General features: G+C 73.5%; 13 protein-coding genes and 2 pseudogenes. 5 read left to right on the top strand and 10 right to left on the bottom strand.

Going from position 1 to position 16,493, the window contains the following annotated elements:
- Window positions 1-44: 44 nt before the first annotated feature.
- The 3 genes and pseudogenes from NEH16_RS17650 to NEH16_RS17640 all read right to left on the bottom strand — a co-directional run.
- Window positions 45-1,727, bottom strand: a pseudogene (locus tag NEH16_RS17650) (L-aspartate oxidase); the annotation flags it as partial.
- Window positions 1,724-2,740, bottom strand: a complete 1,017-nt coding sequence (panC, locus tag NEH16_RS17645) for a pantoate--beta-alanine ligase (protein WP_073966328.1) — start codon at window positions 2,738-2,740, stop codon at window positions 1,724-1,726. The pseudogene NEH16_RS17650 and the gene panC, both read right to left, overlap by 4 nt.
- Window positions 2,737-3,750, bottom strand: a complete 1,014-nt coding sequence (locus NEH16_RS17640; RefSeq protein ID WP_265543546.1) for a Rossmann-like and DUF2520 domain-containing protein — start codon at window positions 3,748-3,750, stop codon at window positions 2,737-2,739. Before NEH16_RS17640 ends, panC begins: the two co-directional genes overlap by 4 nt.
- A 167-nt stretch (window positions 3,751-3,917) precedes the next feature.
- Here NEH16_RS17640 and NEH16_RS17635 point away from each other — a divergent pair, with 167 nt between their 5' ends.
- Together NEH16_RS17635 and NEH16_RS17630 are read left to right on the top strand one after the other, a co-directional pair.
- The gene (locus NEH16_RS17635; protein ID WP_265543545.1) at window positions 3,918-5,114 is read left to right on the top strand and encodes a threonine aldolase family protein; all 1,197 of its coding nucleotides are present in this window, start codon (window positions 3,918-3,920) and stop codon (window positions 5,112-5,114) included.
- Entirely contained in the window at window positions 5,111-6,229 is a 1,119-nt protein-coding gene (locus tag NEH16_RS17630) for a DUF5937 family protein (RefSeq protein WP_265543543.1), read from the top strand. The genes NEH16_RS17635 and NEH16_RS17630 overlap by 4 nt, the downstream gene beginning before the upstream one ends.
- Before the next feature lie 10 nt (window positions 6,230-6,239).
- On the opposite strand, the gene NEH16_RS17625 is transcribed toward NEH16_RS17630, so the two are convergent.
- A complete protein-coding gene (locus NEH16_RS17625; RefSeq protein ID WP_265543541.1) occupies window positions 6,240-6,914 on the bottom strand; it encodes a response regulator in 675 nt (224 codons plus the stop codon).
- Window positions 6,915-6,938: 24 nt separating this feature from the next.
- Window positions 6,939-8,156 carry a sensor histidine kinase gene (locus NEH16_RS17620; RefSeq protein WP_073966831.1) on the bottom strand — a complete coding sequence of 406 codons (1,218 nt, stop codon included), beginning with the start codon at window positions 8,154-8,156 and terminating at the stop codon, window positions 6,939-6,941.
- 94 nt (window positions 8,157-8,250) lie between these two features.
- Between NEH16_RS17620 and NEH16_RS17615 the strand changes: the two genes are divergently transcribed.
- Window positions 8,251-9,252, top strand: coding sequence for an SAM-dependent methyltransferase (locus NEH16_RS17615; protein WP_265543539.1), 1,002 nt, complete (start codon window positions 8,251-8,253; stop codon window positions 9,250-9,252).
- Window positions 9,253-9,309: 57 nt separating this feature from the next.
- Window positions 9,310-10,451, top strand: a pseudogene (locus NEH16_RS17610) (NADH-quinone oxidoreductase subunit D).
- Window positions 10,452-10,472: 21 nt separating this feature from the next.
- Here NEH16_RS17610 and NEH16_RS17605 read toward each other — a convergent pair.
- From NEH16_RS17605 to NEH16_RS17590, 4 genes are all read right to left on the bottom strand, one after another.
- Window positions 10,473-11,450 carry a hypothetical protein gene (locus NEH16_RS17605; RefSeq protein ID WP_265543537.1) on the bottom strand — a complete coding sequence of 326 codons (978 nt, stop codon included), beginning with the start codon at window positions 11,448-11,450 and terminating at the stop codon, window positions 10,473-10,475.
- 105 nt (window positions 11,451-11,555) lie between these two features.
- Window positions 11,556-12,533, bottom strand: coding sequence for an ABC transporter substrate-binding protein (locus NEH16_RS17600; protein WP_073966336.1), 978 nt, complete (start codon window positions 12,531-12,533; stop codon window positions 11,556-11,558).
- A gap of 85 nt (window positions 12,534-12,618) precedes the next feature.
- Window positions 12,619-13,293: an ABC transporter permease gene (locus NEH16_RS17595; protein ID WP_073966337.1), complete on the bottom strand. Its 675-nt coding sequence runs from the start codon at window positions 13,291-13,293 to the stop codon at window positions 12,619-12,621.
- Window position 13,294: 1 nt separating this feature from the next.
- A complete protein-coding gene (locus NEH16_RS17590) occupies window positions 13,295-13,999 on the bottom strand; it encodes an ABC transporter permease (RefSeq protein ID WP_073966338.1) in 705 nt (234 codons plus the stop codon).
- 131 nt (window positions 14,000-14,130) lie between these two features.
- Between NEH16_RS17590 and NEH16_RS17585 the strand changes: the two genes are divergently transcribed.
- Window positions 14,131-15,309 carry a betaine/proline/choline family ABC transporter ATP-binding protein gene (locus NEH16_RS17585; RefSeq protein ID WP_073966339.1) on the top strand — a complete coding sequence of 393 codons (1,179 nt, stop codon included), beginning with the start codon at window positions 14,131-14,133 and terminating at the stop codon, window positions 15,307-15,309.
- A 34-nt stretch (window positions 15,310-15,343) separates the two neighbouring features.
- Here the strand turns inward: NEH16_RS17585 and NEH16_RS17580 are convergent, their stop codons facing one another.
- A complete protein-coding gene (locus tag NEH16_RS17580; RefSeq protein WP_265543533.1) occupies window positions 15,344-16,465 on the bottom strand; it encodes an alpha/beta hydrolase in 1,122 nt (373 codons plus the stop codon).
- Between the last annotated feature and the right edge of the window lie 28 nt (window positions 16,466-16,493).

Raw genomic sequence — 16,493 nt, 5'->3', positions numbered from 1 at the left:
CGGCTCCTCGGGGTGGGGTGGGTGGTGCTCGTCGCTGCGCAGTCTGGTGCCCCGGGCGCGTCCACGGGCCCGAATGCCTCGGTATCCGTCCGACGGAGGACGAGAGCGCCGTCCGGGCCGAGCCGTACGACGAGGTGGCGGCGCCACTCCGCGTCGTCGCGCTCGGGCCGGTCCTCGCGCCAGTGGCAGCCGCGGGTCTCCTCGCGGGCGCGGGCGGCGGCGACCAGGGCCCGGGCGACGAGCAGCAGGTTGGTGGCCTCCCACGCCTCGACGCCGGGCACCGCGGGCTTGGTCCCGTCCGCCCCGGTCTCGTGGGCGCCGAGCCGCAGCTCCTCCAGCTCGGCGGCGGCGGTGGCCAGGCTCTCGGCGGAGCGCAGCACTCCGGCGCCCCGGGTCATGGCGCGCTGCACCGTGAGCCGGGTCTCGGGGGCGAGCAGCGGGACGGGGGTCCCGACGGGTCCGACCGCCTCGCCCGCGCGGGGGCGGTCGGCGACGATGTCGGCGGCGATGCGCTCGGCGAAGACGAGTCCTTCGAGCAGCGAGTTGGACGCCAGCCGGTTCGCGCCGTGCACCCCGGTGCAGGCGACCTCGCCGCAGGCGTACAGGCCGGGGACGGTCGTACGGCCCCGCAGGTCGGTGCGGACGCCGCCGGAGGCATAGTGCGCGGCGGGGGCTACGGGGATGGGCTCGGTAACCGGGTCGATGCCGTGGGACCGGCAGGCGGCCAGGATGGTCGGGAAGCGGTTCTCCCACATCTCGGCGCCGAAGTGGCGGCCGTCGAGGTACATGTGGTCGGTGCCCTTGAGCTGCATCTGGCGCGTGATGCCCTTGGCGACGATGTCGCGCGGGGCCAGCTCCGCCAGCTCGTGCTGCCCGAGCATGAAGCGCGTACCGGAGGCGTCCACGAGGTGGGCGCCCTCACCGCGTACCGCTTCGGAGACCAGCGGCTGCTGGCCCTCGGAGCCGGCGCCGAGGAAGAGCACGGTGGGGTGGAACTGGACGAACTCGACGTCCGAGACCTCCGCGCCGGCCCGCAGCGCGAGCGCCACGCCGTCGGCGGTGGAGACCGAGGGGTTGGTGGTGGCGGAGAAGACCTGGCCCATGCCGCCGGTGGCCAGGACCACGGCCGGGGCGTTGACCGCGCCGACGCCGTCGTGCTGGCCCTCGCCCATGACGTGCAGGGTGACCCCGGCGGTACGGCCTTCGGCGTCGGTGAGGAGGTCGAGCACGAGGGCGTTCTCGATGGTGTGCAGGGCGGCCGCGCGGACCGCCTCCACCAGGGCGCGGGAGACCTCGGCGCCGGTCGCGTCGCCGCCCGCGTGGACGATGCGGCGGCGGTGGTGGCCGCCCTCGCGGGTGAGGGCGACGGAGCCGTCCTCGGCGGTGTCGAAGCGGGCGCCGGTCTCCATCAGCCGGCGCACCGCGCCCGGGCCGTCGGTGACCAGGGCCCGCACCGCGGACTCGTCGCAGAGGCCGACGCCGGCGACCAGGGTGTCGTCCAGGTGCTGTTCGGGCGTGTCCCCCTCGCCGAGGGCCGCGGCGATGCCGCCCTGGGCCCAGCGGGTGGAGCCGGCGTCCAGGCGTGCCTTGGTCACCACGACGGTGGCGAGGCCCGCGGCGGCGCAGCGCAGGGCGGTGGTGAGGCCGGCGACGCCGGAGCCGACGACCACGACGTCGGCGTCGATGGACCAGCCGGGTGCGGGGGCGGTCAGCCGTATTCCGGTCACGGGGTCGCTCCGAAGGTGAGGGGGATGTTGTCGATGAGGCGGGTGGCGCCGACCCGGGCGGCGACGGCGAGGATCGCGTCACCGGCCGCGCGGTCGTCGGGGATCTCGGTGAAGTCGGCCGGGTCCACGAGCGCCACGTAGTCCAGGGCGAGCGGCGGGCTCGCGGCCTCCGCGTCCTCCAGGACCGTGCGGGCGGCGGCGCGCACGGCGGCGGGTCCGGCGTCCGGGCGGGCCCGGGCGACCGCCTGGGCGTCGGCCGCGAGGCGGGCCTCGCCGAGCCGGTTGAGTCCGGCGGCCCGGTCCTCGGTGGCGCCGGTGGCCTGCGCGCGGGCGTGCAGGGCGGCCTGGGCGGCGAGCCGGTCGCGGGCCGCGAACAGGGCCCGGGACAGGGCGAGCGCGGTGCGGCGCTCGTGCGGATCGAGGAAGCGGTTGCGGCTGGACAGCGCGAGGCCGTCCGGCTCCCGGACCGTCTCCACGCCGGTGATCTCCACCGGGAAGTTGAGGTCGCGCACCATGCGCCGGATCAGGGCGAGCTGCTGGGCGTCCTTCTGCCCGAAGAACGCGGTGTCCGGGCGGGTGAGGTGGAGCAGCTTGGCGACGACGGTGAGCATGCCGTCGAAGTGGCCGGGGCGCGAGGCCCCCTCCAGGCGCTCGCCCATCGGGCCCGCCGAGATCCGGACCTGGGGCTCGCCGCCCGGGTAGACCTCGTCCACGGACGGCGCGAAGACCACGTCGGCGCCGGCCGCGCCGGCCACCGCGAGGTCGGCGTCGAGCGTGCGCGGGTAGCGGTCGAGGTCGGCGGCCTCGCCGAACTGGAGCGGGTTGACGAAGACGGTGACGACGACCTGCCCGGCGGGGCCCGCGTGGGCGCGGGCGGCGCGGATCAGCGAGGCGTGGCCCTCGTGCAGGGCGCCCATCGTCATGACGACGGCCCGCTTCCCCTCGGGGGCGTACGCGTGCAGCTCACCGGCCGTGTTCAGCAGGACCGGGGCGGTGGATGCGGTGGCGGTCATCGGGTCTCCTCCGGTCCGGTGCCGGTGTCGCCGGAAGGGTTGGGGCCGCCGTGGCCATGAGGGCCGGGGCCGGTCGGGCCGGGGCCCTGCGTGCCGGCGGCGCCGTCCGCCAGGGCGTCGAGCAGGTCCTCGGCCAGCTCCGGCTTGAGCAGGCCGTGGGCGAGGGCGCGGTCCGCGGTGGCGCGGGCCATCGCCACGTAACCCGCGACCGTCTGCGGGGCGTGGGCGCGCAGCTCGCCGAGGTGCGCGGCGACCGTGCCGGCGTCGCCGCGCGCGACCGGTCCGGTGAGCGCCGCGTCGCCGGAGCGCAGGGCGTTGTCCAGGGCGGCGCCGAGCAGGGGGCCGAGCATCCGGTCGGGGGCGGTGACCCCGGCGGTGCGCAGCAGCTCCATCGACTGGGCGACCAGGGTGACCAGGTGGTTCGCGCCGAGGGCGAGGGCCGCGTGGTACAGCGGACGGGACTCCTCCGCGATCCATTCCGGCTCGCCGCCCATCTCGATGACCAGCGCCTCGGCGGCGAGCCGCAGCTCGTCCGGCGCGGTGACCCCGAAGGAGCAGCCGGCCAGCCGCTGGACGTCCACGGAGGTGCCGGTGAACGTCATCGCGGGGTGCAGCGCGAGCGGCAGGGCGCCGGCCCGCCGGGCGGGGTCCAGCACCTTCGTCCCGTACCGCCCGGAGGTGTGCACGAGGAGCTGTCCGGGGCGGACCGCCCCGGTCTCGGCCAGCCCCTCGACCAGCCCGGGGAGGGCGTCGTCGGGGACGGTCAGCAGGACCAGCTCGGCGCGTGCGAGGACGTCGGCGGGCGTCACGACGGGGACGTCGGGGAGGAGGTCGGCGGCGCGCCGCCGCGAGGCGTCGGAGACCCCGGAGACGGCGACCGGGCGGTGCCCGGCGAGGGCGAGGGAGGCGGCCAGGGCGGGGCCGACACGGCCCGCCCCCACCACGCCGACGGTGAGCCGGGCGGGGCGGTCCCTGGCGTCGAGCGGGTCCTTGGAAGCTGTTGCGTTCACACTGCGGGCCTTCCGTTCCAGTCCGCGGGGGGTACCGGACGATTCCCTTGCATGCTACGCCAGCGGGCGCCCCGCCCCCGCGGCTTGTCCACAGCCTGTGGATACCGCTCCGGGCGGGCCCCGGAAACGCGGTGGGCAGCTCCGGAGTTCTGCGTGATGATCGTCCCATGACAGACATGAACACGCAGGTGACGGACGAGACGGCGGAGCCGGGGAGCGAGGAGGCGGCGCGGTTGCGCCGGCTCACCGCCTGGCGCGCGGCCGGGCGCACCCTGTCCCGCCTCCCCCAGGACCGCACGCTCGGCGAGCAGCTGGCCGCCCTGGCGGCGGACGCCGGGACGGTCACCGATCCGGACCTTCCCGCGGACATCTACGGGGACGGTGTCGTCGGCGAGCTGGAGCGGCGGGTCGCCGGGCTGCTCGGCACGGAGGCCGCCGTGTTCTTCCCGACCGGGACGATGGCGCAGCAGGTCGCGCTGCGCTGCTGGGCCGCCCGCACCGGCAACCCCGTCGTCGCCCTGCACCCGCTCGCCCACCCGGAGGTCCACGAGAACGGCGCCCTGGGGGCGGTGAGCGGGCTGCGCACGGTCCACCCGACGACGGACCCGAGGCTGCCGACCGCCGACGAGGTCCGCGACTTCCCGGAGCCGTTCGGCACGCTGATGCTGGAGCTGCCGCTGCGGGACGCCGGTTTCCTGCTGCCCACCTGGGAGGAGCTGGAGGCCGTGGTGGCCGCCGCCCGCGACCGGGACGCCGTCGTCCACTTCGACGGGGCCCGGCTCTGGGAGTGCGCCACGCACTTCGGGCGCGGGCTGCCGGAGATCGCCGCGCTCGCGGACAGCGTGTACGTGTCGTTCTACAAGTCCCTGGGCGGGATCTCCGGGGCCGTGCTCGCCGGTTCCGCCTCGCTGGTCGAGGAGGCCCGCCTCTGGCGGCACCGGTACGGCGGTCAGCTCTTCCAGCAGTTCCCGGCGGCGGTCGCCGCCCTGGCCGGGCTCGACCGGGAGCTGCCGAAGCTGCCGTCGTACGCGGCGCACGCGAAGGTGGTGGCCGGGGCGCTGGCCGAGGGCCTGGCGGCGGGCGGCGCGGGCTGGTTCCGGGTGCATCCGGAGGTGCCGCACACCCACCAGTTCCAGGTGTGGCTGCCGTACGACGCGGAGGTGCTGACCGAGGCGTCGGTGCGGCAGGCGGAGGAGACGGGCACGGTGCTCTTCCGCCGCTGGTTCACGCCGGGCGCGGGGGCTCCGGGGGTGGCGTTCACGGAGGTCACGGTGGCGGAGGCCGGGCTGGAGTGGAGCGCGGACGACGTACGGGACGCGGTGGCGGCATTCCTGGAGCGGCTGACGGGCACCATGGACCGGTGAGCGTCACCATCGACATAGCGGGGCTCGACCCCGGCCGCATCGTCTTCCGGACCTCCCCGCTCGTGGAGCTGGGCGTCGCCCTGCACGCCCTCTCCGAGCCGGGGCACCACCCGGGCCTGCACGGCTGGGTGACGGCCACCGCCACGGCCCTGGAGCCCGATCTCGCCGACCGGCTGCACGAGGCGGAGTTCCTGTGGCGGAACACCTTCTCGGACATCTTCATGCCGTCCGCCGGGGTCGTCGGGGGCGACGGCGTGCCGGGCGACAGCCTCGCCGCCGAGCTGGACATCCTGGACCGGCTGGACGACGACCGGTTCGTCTCGGCCGCTTTGGAGTTCACCTGCGCCGCATTCTACGGGACCGGCGCGGCCTCCCCGCTGCGCAACCGGGACGCCCGTGCCCGGGCGCTGGACATGGCGGCGGCGCGCGGCCCGCGCCAGGTGGACTTCACCGAGCGGCTGCTGACCGACCCGGCTCCGGTACGCCGCTGGCTGCGCCGCCTGTTCGAGGACTGCGACCAGGCGTTCTTCGCGGACACCTGGGAGCGGACGCGCGTCCAGCTGGCGGCGGACGCGCGGCACAAGACGGATCTGCTGCGGCGCAAGGGCCTCGCCGAGGCGATACGGGCGGTCTCGCCCGCGCTCTCGCTCGACGCGGACGGCGGCCGGATCAGCGTCGACAAGCTGTCCGAGGGGGCGACCACCGCGACGGACCCCGCCGTCGGCCCCGGGCTCACGCTGATCCCGACCAGCTTCGGCTGGCCGCATCTGATGGTGCTGCACGCCCCGGGCTGGCGTCCGGTGCTCCACTACCCGGTGCACCGGCCGGAGCTGCCCGCGCCCGCCTCGGTGGAGCTGCTCCAGCTGCGGATGGAGGCGCTGGCGCACCCGATGCGGATGCGGCTGTGCCGGAACATCGCGCGTTCCCCGTACACCACCGGTGAGCTGGCCGACACGAACGGGATCACGCCGCCCGAGGTCTCGCGCCACCTCGCGGTGCTCAAGAAGGCCGGTCTGGTCACGACCCGGCGGCGCGGCCGGTACGTCCTGCACCAGCTGGACCTGACGGTGGTGGCCCGGCTGGGCAGCGACTTCCTGGAGGGGGTCCTGCGCTAGGGCCTGGTGCTCAGCCCGCGCCGCCGCCGGCGCGGACCAGGCCGGTCTCGTACGCGAGGACGACGACCTGCACGCGGTCGCGCAGGGACAGCTTGGTCAGGATGCGGCCGACGTGCGTCTTCACGGTCGCCTCGGAGAGCACCAGGCGCCCCGCGATCTCGCCGTTCGACAGGCCCTGCGCGACCAGCAGCATCACCTCGCGCTCGCGTTCGGTGAGCTTGGCGATGTCCTTGTGCTGCGGTTCCGGGGTGCCGCTGGGCAGCATCGGCGAGAACCGGTCGAGCAGCCGACGGGTGGTGGACGGGGCGACGACCGCGTCGCCGCTGTGCACGGAGCGGATCGCGGCGAGCAGTTCGCCCGGCGGCACGTCCTTCAGCATGAAGCCGCTGGCCCCGGCCTTCAGCCCGGAGAACGCGTACTCGTCCAGGTCGAACGTGGTCAGGATCAGCACCTTCGGCGGCTCGGGCTGCGCGCAGATGCGGCGGGTGGCCTCGACGCCGTCCAGCTTCGGCATGCGGACGTCCATCAGCACCACGTCCACGGCGGTGGCACGCAGGATGTCGATCGCCTCCGCGCCGTCACCGGCCTCGGCGACCACCTCCATGTCGGGCTGGGCGGCGAGCACCATCCGGAAGCCGGTGCGCAGCAGCACCTGGTCGTCGACGAGCATCACGCGGATCGCCATGGGGGCTGTTCTCTCCTCGTTCGTTCAGCGGTCGGCGGCCTTGAGCGGCAGCAGCGCGCTGATCCGGAATCCTCCGCCGGGGCGCGGCCCGGCGTCCAGTGTGCCGCCGACCATGCCGACCCGTTCCCGCATGCCGATCATGCCGTGGCCGGCGCCGTCGGCGCCCCCGTCCTCGTACAGCTCGTGCGCGGCGCCCCGCCCGTCGTCCTCGACCAGCAGGCCGAGCCCGTCGTCGAAGTAGACCAGCCGCACACTGGCCCCGGCGTGCGGGCCGCCGTGCTTGCGGGTGTTGGTCAGGGCCTCCTGCACGATCCGGTACGCGGTCAGCTCGACGCCGCTGGGCAGCGGGCGGGCGGTCCCCTCGACCTTGAAGTCCACCGCCAGGCCGGCCTTGCGGACCTGGTCGATCAGCTCCTCGATCTGCTCGACGTCGGGCTGCGGGACGTACTCGCCGCTCTCCTCCGCGTCGCCCGTCCGCAGCACCCCGAGCAGCCGCCGCATCTCCGCGAGCGCCTGGCGGCCGGTGCTGGAGATGGTCTCCAGCGCCTGCCGGGCCTGGTCGGGCGCCGCGTCCATGACGTAGGCGGCACCGTCGGCCTGCACCACCATCACGGAGACGTTGTGCGCGACGACATCGTGCAGTTCGCGGGCGATACGGGCCCGCTCGGCGGCCACCGCGACCTTCGACTGGGCCTCGCGCTCCCGCTCCAGGCGGGCCGCCCGCTCCTCCAGCTGGTCGAAGTAGGCCCGCCGGGTCCGCATCGAGTCGCCGAGCACCCAGGCCAGCACGAACGGGACCGTGAGCACGACGACGACGAAGACCGCCTGCGCCCAGTTGCGCGGGGTCCCCTCCTCGTTCGGCCAGCGGAGCTGGGACAGCGCGGCGGCGGTCAGGCTGCACGCCAGGGCGAGCCGCGACGCCCAGCGCTCACCGACGGTGGCGACGGTGAAGGTGATGACGAGCATCGCGAAGTTCGCGACGTTCGGCCGGACGCCGCAGATCAGCTGGAGCACGCCCATCGCGATGGCGAGCAGCAGCATCTTCTCCGGCGCGCGGCGGCGCAGCGCGACGACGAGGCAGAGCCCCAGGACGACCGGCACGATCGCGATCCGTTCGAGACGGCCGCCGTGCCCGACGTCGCCCACCACGATGGTCATGCCGGAGAGCCCGAGGAGGAAGACAGCCCAGAAGCTGTCGACGCCCGTCGGGTGTCTGCGGATGAAATCGTAGAGGCGCTGCACGTAACCCAGCGTAAAGAAGGCCGAGGGCCGCCGGGTCAACCGGAGGGCCGATCCGGGTCCCCGGACCGTACTCCCCAAGGTGGAGACTGGGCCCGTGACGGATGAGTGGCGCGGGTGGCAGGAGGCGGCGGAGACCGCTCTCTACGGCGACGGGGGCTTCTACCGGCGCCCCGAGGGCCCCGCGGGCCACTTCCGTACCTCTGTGCACGCGTCCCCCCTCTTCGCCGCCGCCGTCGCCCGGCTCCTGGTCCGCACGGCGGCGGACCTCGGCACCGCGCGGGTGGACCTGGTCGACATGGGCGCCGGGCGCGGGGAACTCGTCACCGGCGTCCTCGCCGCGCTCCCGGCCGAGGGCGGCGGGGACCTCGCGGTGCGTACGTACGCGGTGGAGCTCGCCGCCCGCCCCGAGGGCCTGGACCCCCGGGTGGAGTGGTGCGCGGCGCCGCCGCCCGGGGCGCGCGGGCTGCTCTTCGCCAACGAGTGGCTGGACAACGTGCCGCTCCCCGTCGCGGAGACCGACGCCGAGGGCGTCGAACGGTACGTCGAGGTCCGCGCCTCCGACGGCGCGGAGCGGCTGGGCGCTCCGGTGACCGGGGCGGACGCGGAGTGGCTGCGCCGCTGGTGGCCGTCGGCGGGCCCGGGCAGCCGGGCGGAGATCGGCCGCCCGCGCGACGAGGCGTGGGCGGCGGCGGTGTCCTCCCTGTCCGCGGGGCTCGCGGTGGCGGTGGATTACGCGCACGTACGCGGGGAACGCCCGCCCTTCGGCACGCTCACCGGCTTCCGCGCGGGCCGCGAGGTCCGTCCGGTGCCGGACGGGAGCTGCGACCTGACGGCGCACGTCGCCCTGGACGCGTGCGCGGCGACGGCGGGACCGCCGGCTCACCTGCGTACCCAACGCGAGGCCCTGGCAGCCCTGGGCATCACGGGCGAACGCCCACCCCTGACCCTGGCGTCGACCGACCCGACGGCGTACCTCCGTGCCCTCTCGACGGCAGGCGAGGCAGCGGAACTGACGGCCAGGGGCGGCCTGGGCGACTTCGGCTGGCTGGAACACGCAGTAGGCCCCTCCGCACAATCCAGCCCCTCCGGCGATTGAGGAGCGGGGTCCCGGGGCGGAGCCCCGAGCAACGGCGCGGCACGCGATACTGACCCCATGACGGAGACGACCATCGGCATCGGCGGCGCAGCCGAACGCACCGACATGGTGCTCAACATCGGCCCCCAGCACCCCTCCACCCACGGCGTGCTCCGCCTCCGCATCGTCCTGGACGGCGAGCGCATCCAGCGCGCCGAACCGGTCGTCGGCTACATGCACCGCGGCGCGGAGAAGCTGTTCGAGGCCCGCGACTACCGCCAGATCATCATGCTCGCCAACCGCCACGACTGGCTCTCCGCGTTCTCGAACGAGCTGGGCGTCGTGATGGCCGTGGAGCGGATGCTCGGCATGGAGGTCCCGGAGCGCGCGGTCTGGACCCGCACCCTGCTCGCCGAGCTGAACCGGGTCCTCAACCACCTGATGTTCCTCGGCTCGTACCCGCTGGAACTCGGCGGGATCACCCCCGTGTTCCACGCGTTCCGGGAGCGCGAGGAGCTTCAGGCGGTGATGGAGGAGGTCTCAGGCGGCCGCATGCACTACATGTTCAACCGGGTCGGCGGCCTCAAGGAGGACCTGCCGGCGGGCTGGCTCGGCCGCGCCCGGGACGCCGTCGCCTCGGTGCGCTCCCGGATGGACGTGTACGACGGGCTGGTCCTCGGCAACGAGATCTTCCGGGCCCGCACCCGGGGCGTCGGCGCGCTGTCGGCCGACGCGGTCCACGCGTACGGGGTGTCCGGGCCGATCGCCCGCGCCTCGGGCGTCGACTTCGACCTGCGGCGCGACGAGCCGTATCTCGCGTACGGGGAACTGACCCGGACGCTGAAGGTCGTCACCCGGACCGAGGGCGACTGCCTGGCCCGGTTCGAATGCCTGCTGGAGCAGACGCACAACGCCCTGGACCTCGCCGACGCCTGCCTGGACCGGATGGCGGACCTCGCGCCCGGCCCCGTCAACCAGCGGCTGCCGAAGGTCCTCAAGGCCCCGAGGGCCACACGTACGCCTGGACCGAGAATCCGCTCGGCGTCAACGGCTACTACCTGGTGTCCAAGGGCGAGAAGACCCCGTACCGGCTGAAGCTGCGCTCCGCTTCGTTCAACAACATCCAGGCGCTCACCGAACTGCTGCCGGGCACGCTGGTCGCCGACATGGTCGCCATCCTGGGCTCGCTGTTCTTCGTCGTCGGCGACATCGACAAGTAGGCGCCGACGCGCGCCACCGCGTTACGAGATGGCGCTGCGCAGCTCCGCGACGTCCAGCTGCTCCGTCTCGTCGTGCGCGGTGAGGTCGATGACCTTGCCCACGGCGCGGTCCCCCGGCGCGTCAGGGCGGTGCGCGGCGAGGACCTCCTCGCCGACCACGTCGGCCAGGTCCTCGTTCTGCACGGACTCTATGGCGGCGCGCTCGGCCGCGGCGGGCGCGGCCTTCTGCGTGCCGAAGAAGTCGAAGCTGCCCTGCGGCACCGGGTGGCGGCGGGACGCCGTGTACGGGACGACCGCGCTGGCGGCCGGGACCGGGCGCGGGGCGGGCGGCTGGGCGGCGGGCCGGGCGGCGGGCAGCGCGGCACGCGGCTCCGCCGCCTCCCGGGCGCGCTCCGCGTCCCGCTGCCGGGTCGCCTCCTCGGCGATGCGACGGGCCTGCTGGAGCGCCGCGTTGCGCGGGAGGTCGGCCAGCGCCTGGGCGGCGCGGGCGTAGGAGTCCGGGGTGGGCGTCGACCGGGCCGGGGGCAGGGCGCGGGCGGGCGCGGACGCCTCGATCGCGAGCTGCCGCCGGCTCTCCAGGACGCTGGCGCGCTCGGTCTCCGCGTTGGCGTACCGCCGCAGCAGCGCGGCGTGTTCGCCCCGGAGGCCGGCCAGCTCGACGCGCTTGCGGCGCAGCTTCGTCTCCAGGCGGGCGCGGATCTCCCGCGCCTCCTCCAGATCCGCTTCGAGCTCCGCCGCGCGCTCCTCGGCGCGCCACTCGTCGCTCGCGCGGGCGCGGGTCAGCTCCGCGACGCGACGGCCCGCCTCGCGGTCCCAGCCGCGCATGAGGACAGCGCCGGTGACGGCGGCCGCCGCGGCGGCCGCGACCAGTGCGCGCAGGACCATGGGTTCGGTCAGCAGCCAGGCTCCCGCGGCACAGGCGACCGACGCTCCGGCGACTGCCGAAGGCGGAAGGATTCTGTGCAGTGGTGGCGAATGGCGATGGCGTCCACGGGGCATGGCCCGAAATTTACCGTGTGCGCGGCGTACTTGGGGAGCCGCCCGGCAATCTGTGCCCGGCAAGTTACCCGACGGCTCCCGCTGCCCGTTCTCCGGGCGCCTGCGTTACTTCTTGATCAGTCCCTTCGACTGGAGATATTCGCGGGCCACATCGGCCGGCTTGGCGCGCTCCGCGTCGACCTTGCGGTTCAGTTGTGCGAGGTCCTCGGTGGTGAGTGCGCCGGTGAGCTTGCCGAGCGCGTCGGCTATCTCCTGGTCGCCCGCGTCCTTCGCGTTCAGGACGGGCAGGACGTTGTCCGCGTTCTGGAGCTTCTTGTCGTCGTCCAGGAACACCAGGTCGTAGGTGTCGAGCACGGCGTCGGTGGTGGTGGTCAGGACGAGTTGGTCCTTGCCGTCCTTCACCGCCTGCTTGGACTGCGGGGTGCCGACGCCCTTGGGGTCGATTCCGGTGACGTCGATGCCGTACGTCTTCTTGAGGCCGGGTGCGCAGAAGGGCCGCACCTCGCACTCGTCGCCCGCCGCGACCTTGACGCCGATCTTCGCGGCGCCGAGATCGGAAAGTGTCTTCAGCTTGTGCTTGTCGGCGAATTCCTTGGTCACCGCGAACGCGTTCTGGTCGACGGCCTTCCCCGCCGGGAGGATCTTCAGTCCGCGCGGCTCGGCGAGCTTCTTCAGGGCGGCGACGGTGGCCGCGGTGTCGCCCGAGGCGACCGGCTTCGACTCGGCGGCCTTCGCCCCGTTCACCTTCGCGTTGAGGAATTCCGCGATCGTCGCCGCGTATTCCGGAACGACGTCGATCTCGCCCTTCTCCAGGGAGGGTTCGTACAGTTCGCGGTTCTTCACGGTGGTGACCGAGGTGCTGTATCCGGCGTCCCCGAGGATCTGCGCGTACAGCTCGGCGAGCACCTTGGACTCGGTGAAGGCGGCGGCGCCGACGACCAGCGAGCCCTTCTTGCCGGAGTCCTGGCCGCCGGACGGGGCGCCCTTGTCCTTCTCCAGGCTGTCCCCGCCGCACGCGGCGAGCGAGCCCGCCAGCGCGAGGATGCCGATGACGGCGCCGGCCGTGCGTGAGGTCCTGCTCATGATCTTCTCCGTCCACGGCGGCGAGGCCGTATGCGACAAGTGGTGGATGTGCGACATGCGTTACGGGTGTGACGGGTCGGGGCGCTCAGGCCGGCCGACGGCGGCGCAGCGGGGAGAGCAGGCGGTCGACGGCCACCAGGACCGCTTCCACCAGCAGGGCGAGCACGGCGACCAGCAGGGCCCCCGCCACCACCTGCGCGGTGTCGTACGTGTTGAAACCGGCGGTGATGATCCGGCCGAGGCCGCCCTGGCCGACCATGGCCGCGATGGTCGCCGTGGCCACGACCTGGACGGCGGCCGACCGCAGCCCGGTCATGATCAGCGGGTACGCGAGGGGCAGCTCGACGCGCAGGAAGAGCTGGCCGCCCGACATCCCCATCCCGCGCGCCGCCTCCGCCACCGAGCGGTCCACCTCGGTCATCCCCACGTAGGCGTTGGTCAGCAGCGGCGGCACGGCGAACAGCACCAGGGCGATGATCGTCGGTATGTACCCCGCGTTGCGCAGGGGCGAGACCATGAAGAGGGCCAGCACCGCGAAGACGGGCACCGCGCGCCCCACGTTCGCCAGGTTGACCGCGAGGGCGCCGCCCTTCCTGATGTGGCCCAGGTACAGCGCGAGGGGCAGGGCGATGGCGCAGGCCAGGGCGAGCGCGACACCGCTGACGTACAGGTGCTCGCTCAGCCGGTGGGCGGCCCCGCTCTCCCCGGACCAGTTGGCACCGGTGGTGAGCCAGGTCCAGGCGTCCCCGAGAACTCCCATGTCAGACCGCCTCCGCCTTCGCCGGGCCGGGCGCGGCCACACGTATGCGCGTCCAGGGCGTCAGCAGCCGCTGCACCCCGAGCAGGAACAGGTCCGCCACGACCGCGAGCAGCACGCAGAGCACCGAGGCGGCCAGCACCTGGGCCTTGAAGAAGCTCGGCAGCGCGTCCTCGATGAGATTGCCCAGGCCGCCCCGGCCGACGATGGAACCGACCGTGGTCAGCGCGATCGTGGACACCGTGGCGATCCGTATCCCCGCCATCAGCGCGGGCAGCGCGAGCGGCAGCTCCACCTCCCACAGCAGGCGGAGCGGCCCGTAGCCCATGCCGTGCGCGGCCTCCTTCGCCTCCTCGGGCACCGCTTCCAGGCCCGCCAGGATGTTGCGTACGAGGATGGTCAGCGAATACAGCACGAGCCCGGTCACCACCAGGGCGGCGGAGAGCCCGAAGAAGGGCAGCAGCAGCGAGAACATCGCGAGCGAGGGCACGGTGTAGAGCACCGTCGTCAGCCCGAGGACCGGTCCGGCGAATCCGCGGCCCCTGCGTGCGAGGAGCGCCAGCGGGAAGGCGACGGCCACACCGATCGCGACCGAGACGGCGGTGATCCAGATGTGCTGGACGGTGGCGTCCGTCAACTCCTGGCTCCGGGAACGGAGGTACTCCCCGCAGATCCAGTCGTTCGTCACCAGGCAGTTCTGTCCGGCCATCCGTCCCCCCACCTCCCGTTCGCCTTCTCGTACTGATGTCCGGCGAGCCTATCCTCGACCACTGACAATCGCCGGAGCTGTTGTGTTCCAGCAACATGTCCTTCACAGAACACCCGCGACAATGGGGAACCATGATCCGTTTCGAGCAGGTCACCAAGCGGTATGCGGACGGCACCACCGCCGTCGACGGCCTTTCCTTCGAGGTCGCCGAGGGTGAACTGGTCACGCTCGTCGGACCGTCGGGATGCGGCAAGACGACCACCATGAAGATGGTGAACCGGCTGATCGAACCGACCGAGGGCCGGATATTCCTCGACGGGGACGACATATCCGCCATCGACCCCGTCCAACTGCGCCGCCGCATCGGCTATGTGATCCAGCAAGTGGGCCTCTTCCCGCACAAGACGGTCCTGGAGAACACCGCCACCGTTCCCCATCTCCTCGGCTGGAAACGCCAAAAGGGGCGCGCCCGCGCCGCCGAACTCCTCGACCTTGTCGGACTCGACCCTTCCGTTTATGGCGACCGCTATCCGGAACAGCTCTCCGGCGGTCAGCGCCAACGCGTCGGGGTGGCCCGCGCCCTGGCCGCCGACCCGCCGGTCCTGCTGATGGACGAGCCCTTCGGCGCGGTCGACCCGGTGGTCCGCGAGCACCTTCAGAACGAATTCCTGAAGCTTCAGGAACAGGTCCGCAAAACCGTGCTGTTCGTCACGCACGACATCGAGGAAGCGGTCCGCCTCGGCGACCGCATCGCCGTCTACGGGCAGGGCTCGATCGAGCAGTTCGACACCCCCGCGACCGTGCTCGGCGCCCCCGCCAACGCCTATGTCGCCGACTTCGTGGGCGCCGACCGGGGCCTCAAGCGGCTCTCGGTCACCCCCGTCGAGGAGAGCGACCTCGACCGCCCGCCCGTCGTCCACCTGGACGACCCGCTCTCCACCGCGACCGAACGCCTCCGCGCCGAGGGCGCCCGCTGGGCCGTCGTCCTGGACGGCGACGAGCACCTGCACGGCTGGATCGCCGCCGACGACACGCGCACCGGCGCCAAGGGCACCGTCCGCGACCACGCCCGCCGCATGGAGGCGTGGCTTCCCCTCGGCGCCCCGCTCAAACAGGCATTCGCCACCATGCTCCAGCACGACGCCGGCTGGATCGCCGTCATCGACGAGGCGGGCGAGGGCCGCTTCCTGGGCGTGCTCACCCCGGCCCGGCTGCACGAGGCGCTGCGCCGCTCGGTCGGGGCGGACGGCCGCTCGGTCCCGCGCGCGGAGGTCGAGGTCGAGAGCGTGGCGGGCGCGGCGGGAATCTGAGGAGGCGGCGCGGCGGGGCTCCGAAAGGGCGCGCTCAGCTCTCGCTCAGCCGGCTGCTCAGCCACTCCAGCGCCGCCGGGATCTCCCGGCGCCAGGTGTTGAAGTTGTGCCCGCCGCTGTCCAGCACGATCGAGGAGACCTGCGCGGGCTGCTTCACCTTGGCCACGAACTTCCGCGTGTCCGCGTAGTTCGCCTCGCCGTGGCGCGAGGACGTCACCAGGAACGAGGAGTCCGGCTGCGGCCGGTTGTCCAGCGTCCAGAGCAGGTCCGCCCGGCGCCGCGCCGCCTCGTCACCGTGGAAGAGGTCGCCCGTCGTCGGGTCCTCGGCCGCCTTGTAATACGCGGAGAGCCCCGCGCTCGCGGCGTACCGGCCCGGGTGGTGCAGCCCGATCTTCAACGCGCAGTAGCCGCCCGTCGAGTTGCCGATGATGCCCCAGTTCCGGGCCCGCTTGCCCACCCGGTAACCGGCCGACACCGCCCGGGGCACGTCGTCCGCGAAGAACGTCTCCGTCCTGGGTCCGCCCTTTATGTCCACGCACTCGGTGTCCCGGGGCGGCGCGACGGTCGGACGCAGCATCACCAGGACCATCGGCTGCGCCCGTCCGGCCTTCACTCGTTCGTGTGCCGTGCGCGGATAGCGCAGCCCCTTGATCAGGTTCTCCGAGGTGCCCGGATAGCCGGTCAGCACCACCACCGCCGGGAACTTCCGCCGGGCGAACGCCGGCTGGAAGTACTCCGGCGGCAGATAGACGTACGCCGAACTCTCGATGCCCGAGCGCTTCCCCGCGATCACGACCTTGTCGATCCGGCCGCCCACCCTCGGCAGCGCTCCGCCCGGCACGTCCGGCCGCTGCGAGCCCACCCGCACGATGTTCTTCGCGGCCAGCGTCCCGGAGGCATGGTCGGTGACCACGCCCAGCTCCTGCTTGCGGCCGAACAGATCGGCCCAGGAGCCGTAGAAGAGGAAGCTGTTGTTGGCCAGCAGGCCGACCGTGGCGAACACCGCCACCTGGGTCGCGAGCAGCATCCCCACCCGGCCGAGCACGGCGGGCGCACTGCGCCGGGCGAGCCTCGGCCAGCACCAGACGGTGACGGTGAACAGCACGACGGCCAGCGCGATCGCGAGGATCAGCAGTGGCTTGCCCGTAAGGCCCATGACCGGTGAACTTTCTGTCAGGAAATTT

This window comes from Streptomyces drozdowiczii, from assembly GCF_026167665.1.
GTDB classification, from domain to species: Bacteria; Actinomycetota; Actinomycetes; order Streptomycetales; family Streptomycetaceae; genus Streptomyces; species Streptomyces drozdowiczii_A.
This window is presented reverse-complemented; position numbering and strand designations above follow the sequence as displayed.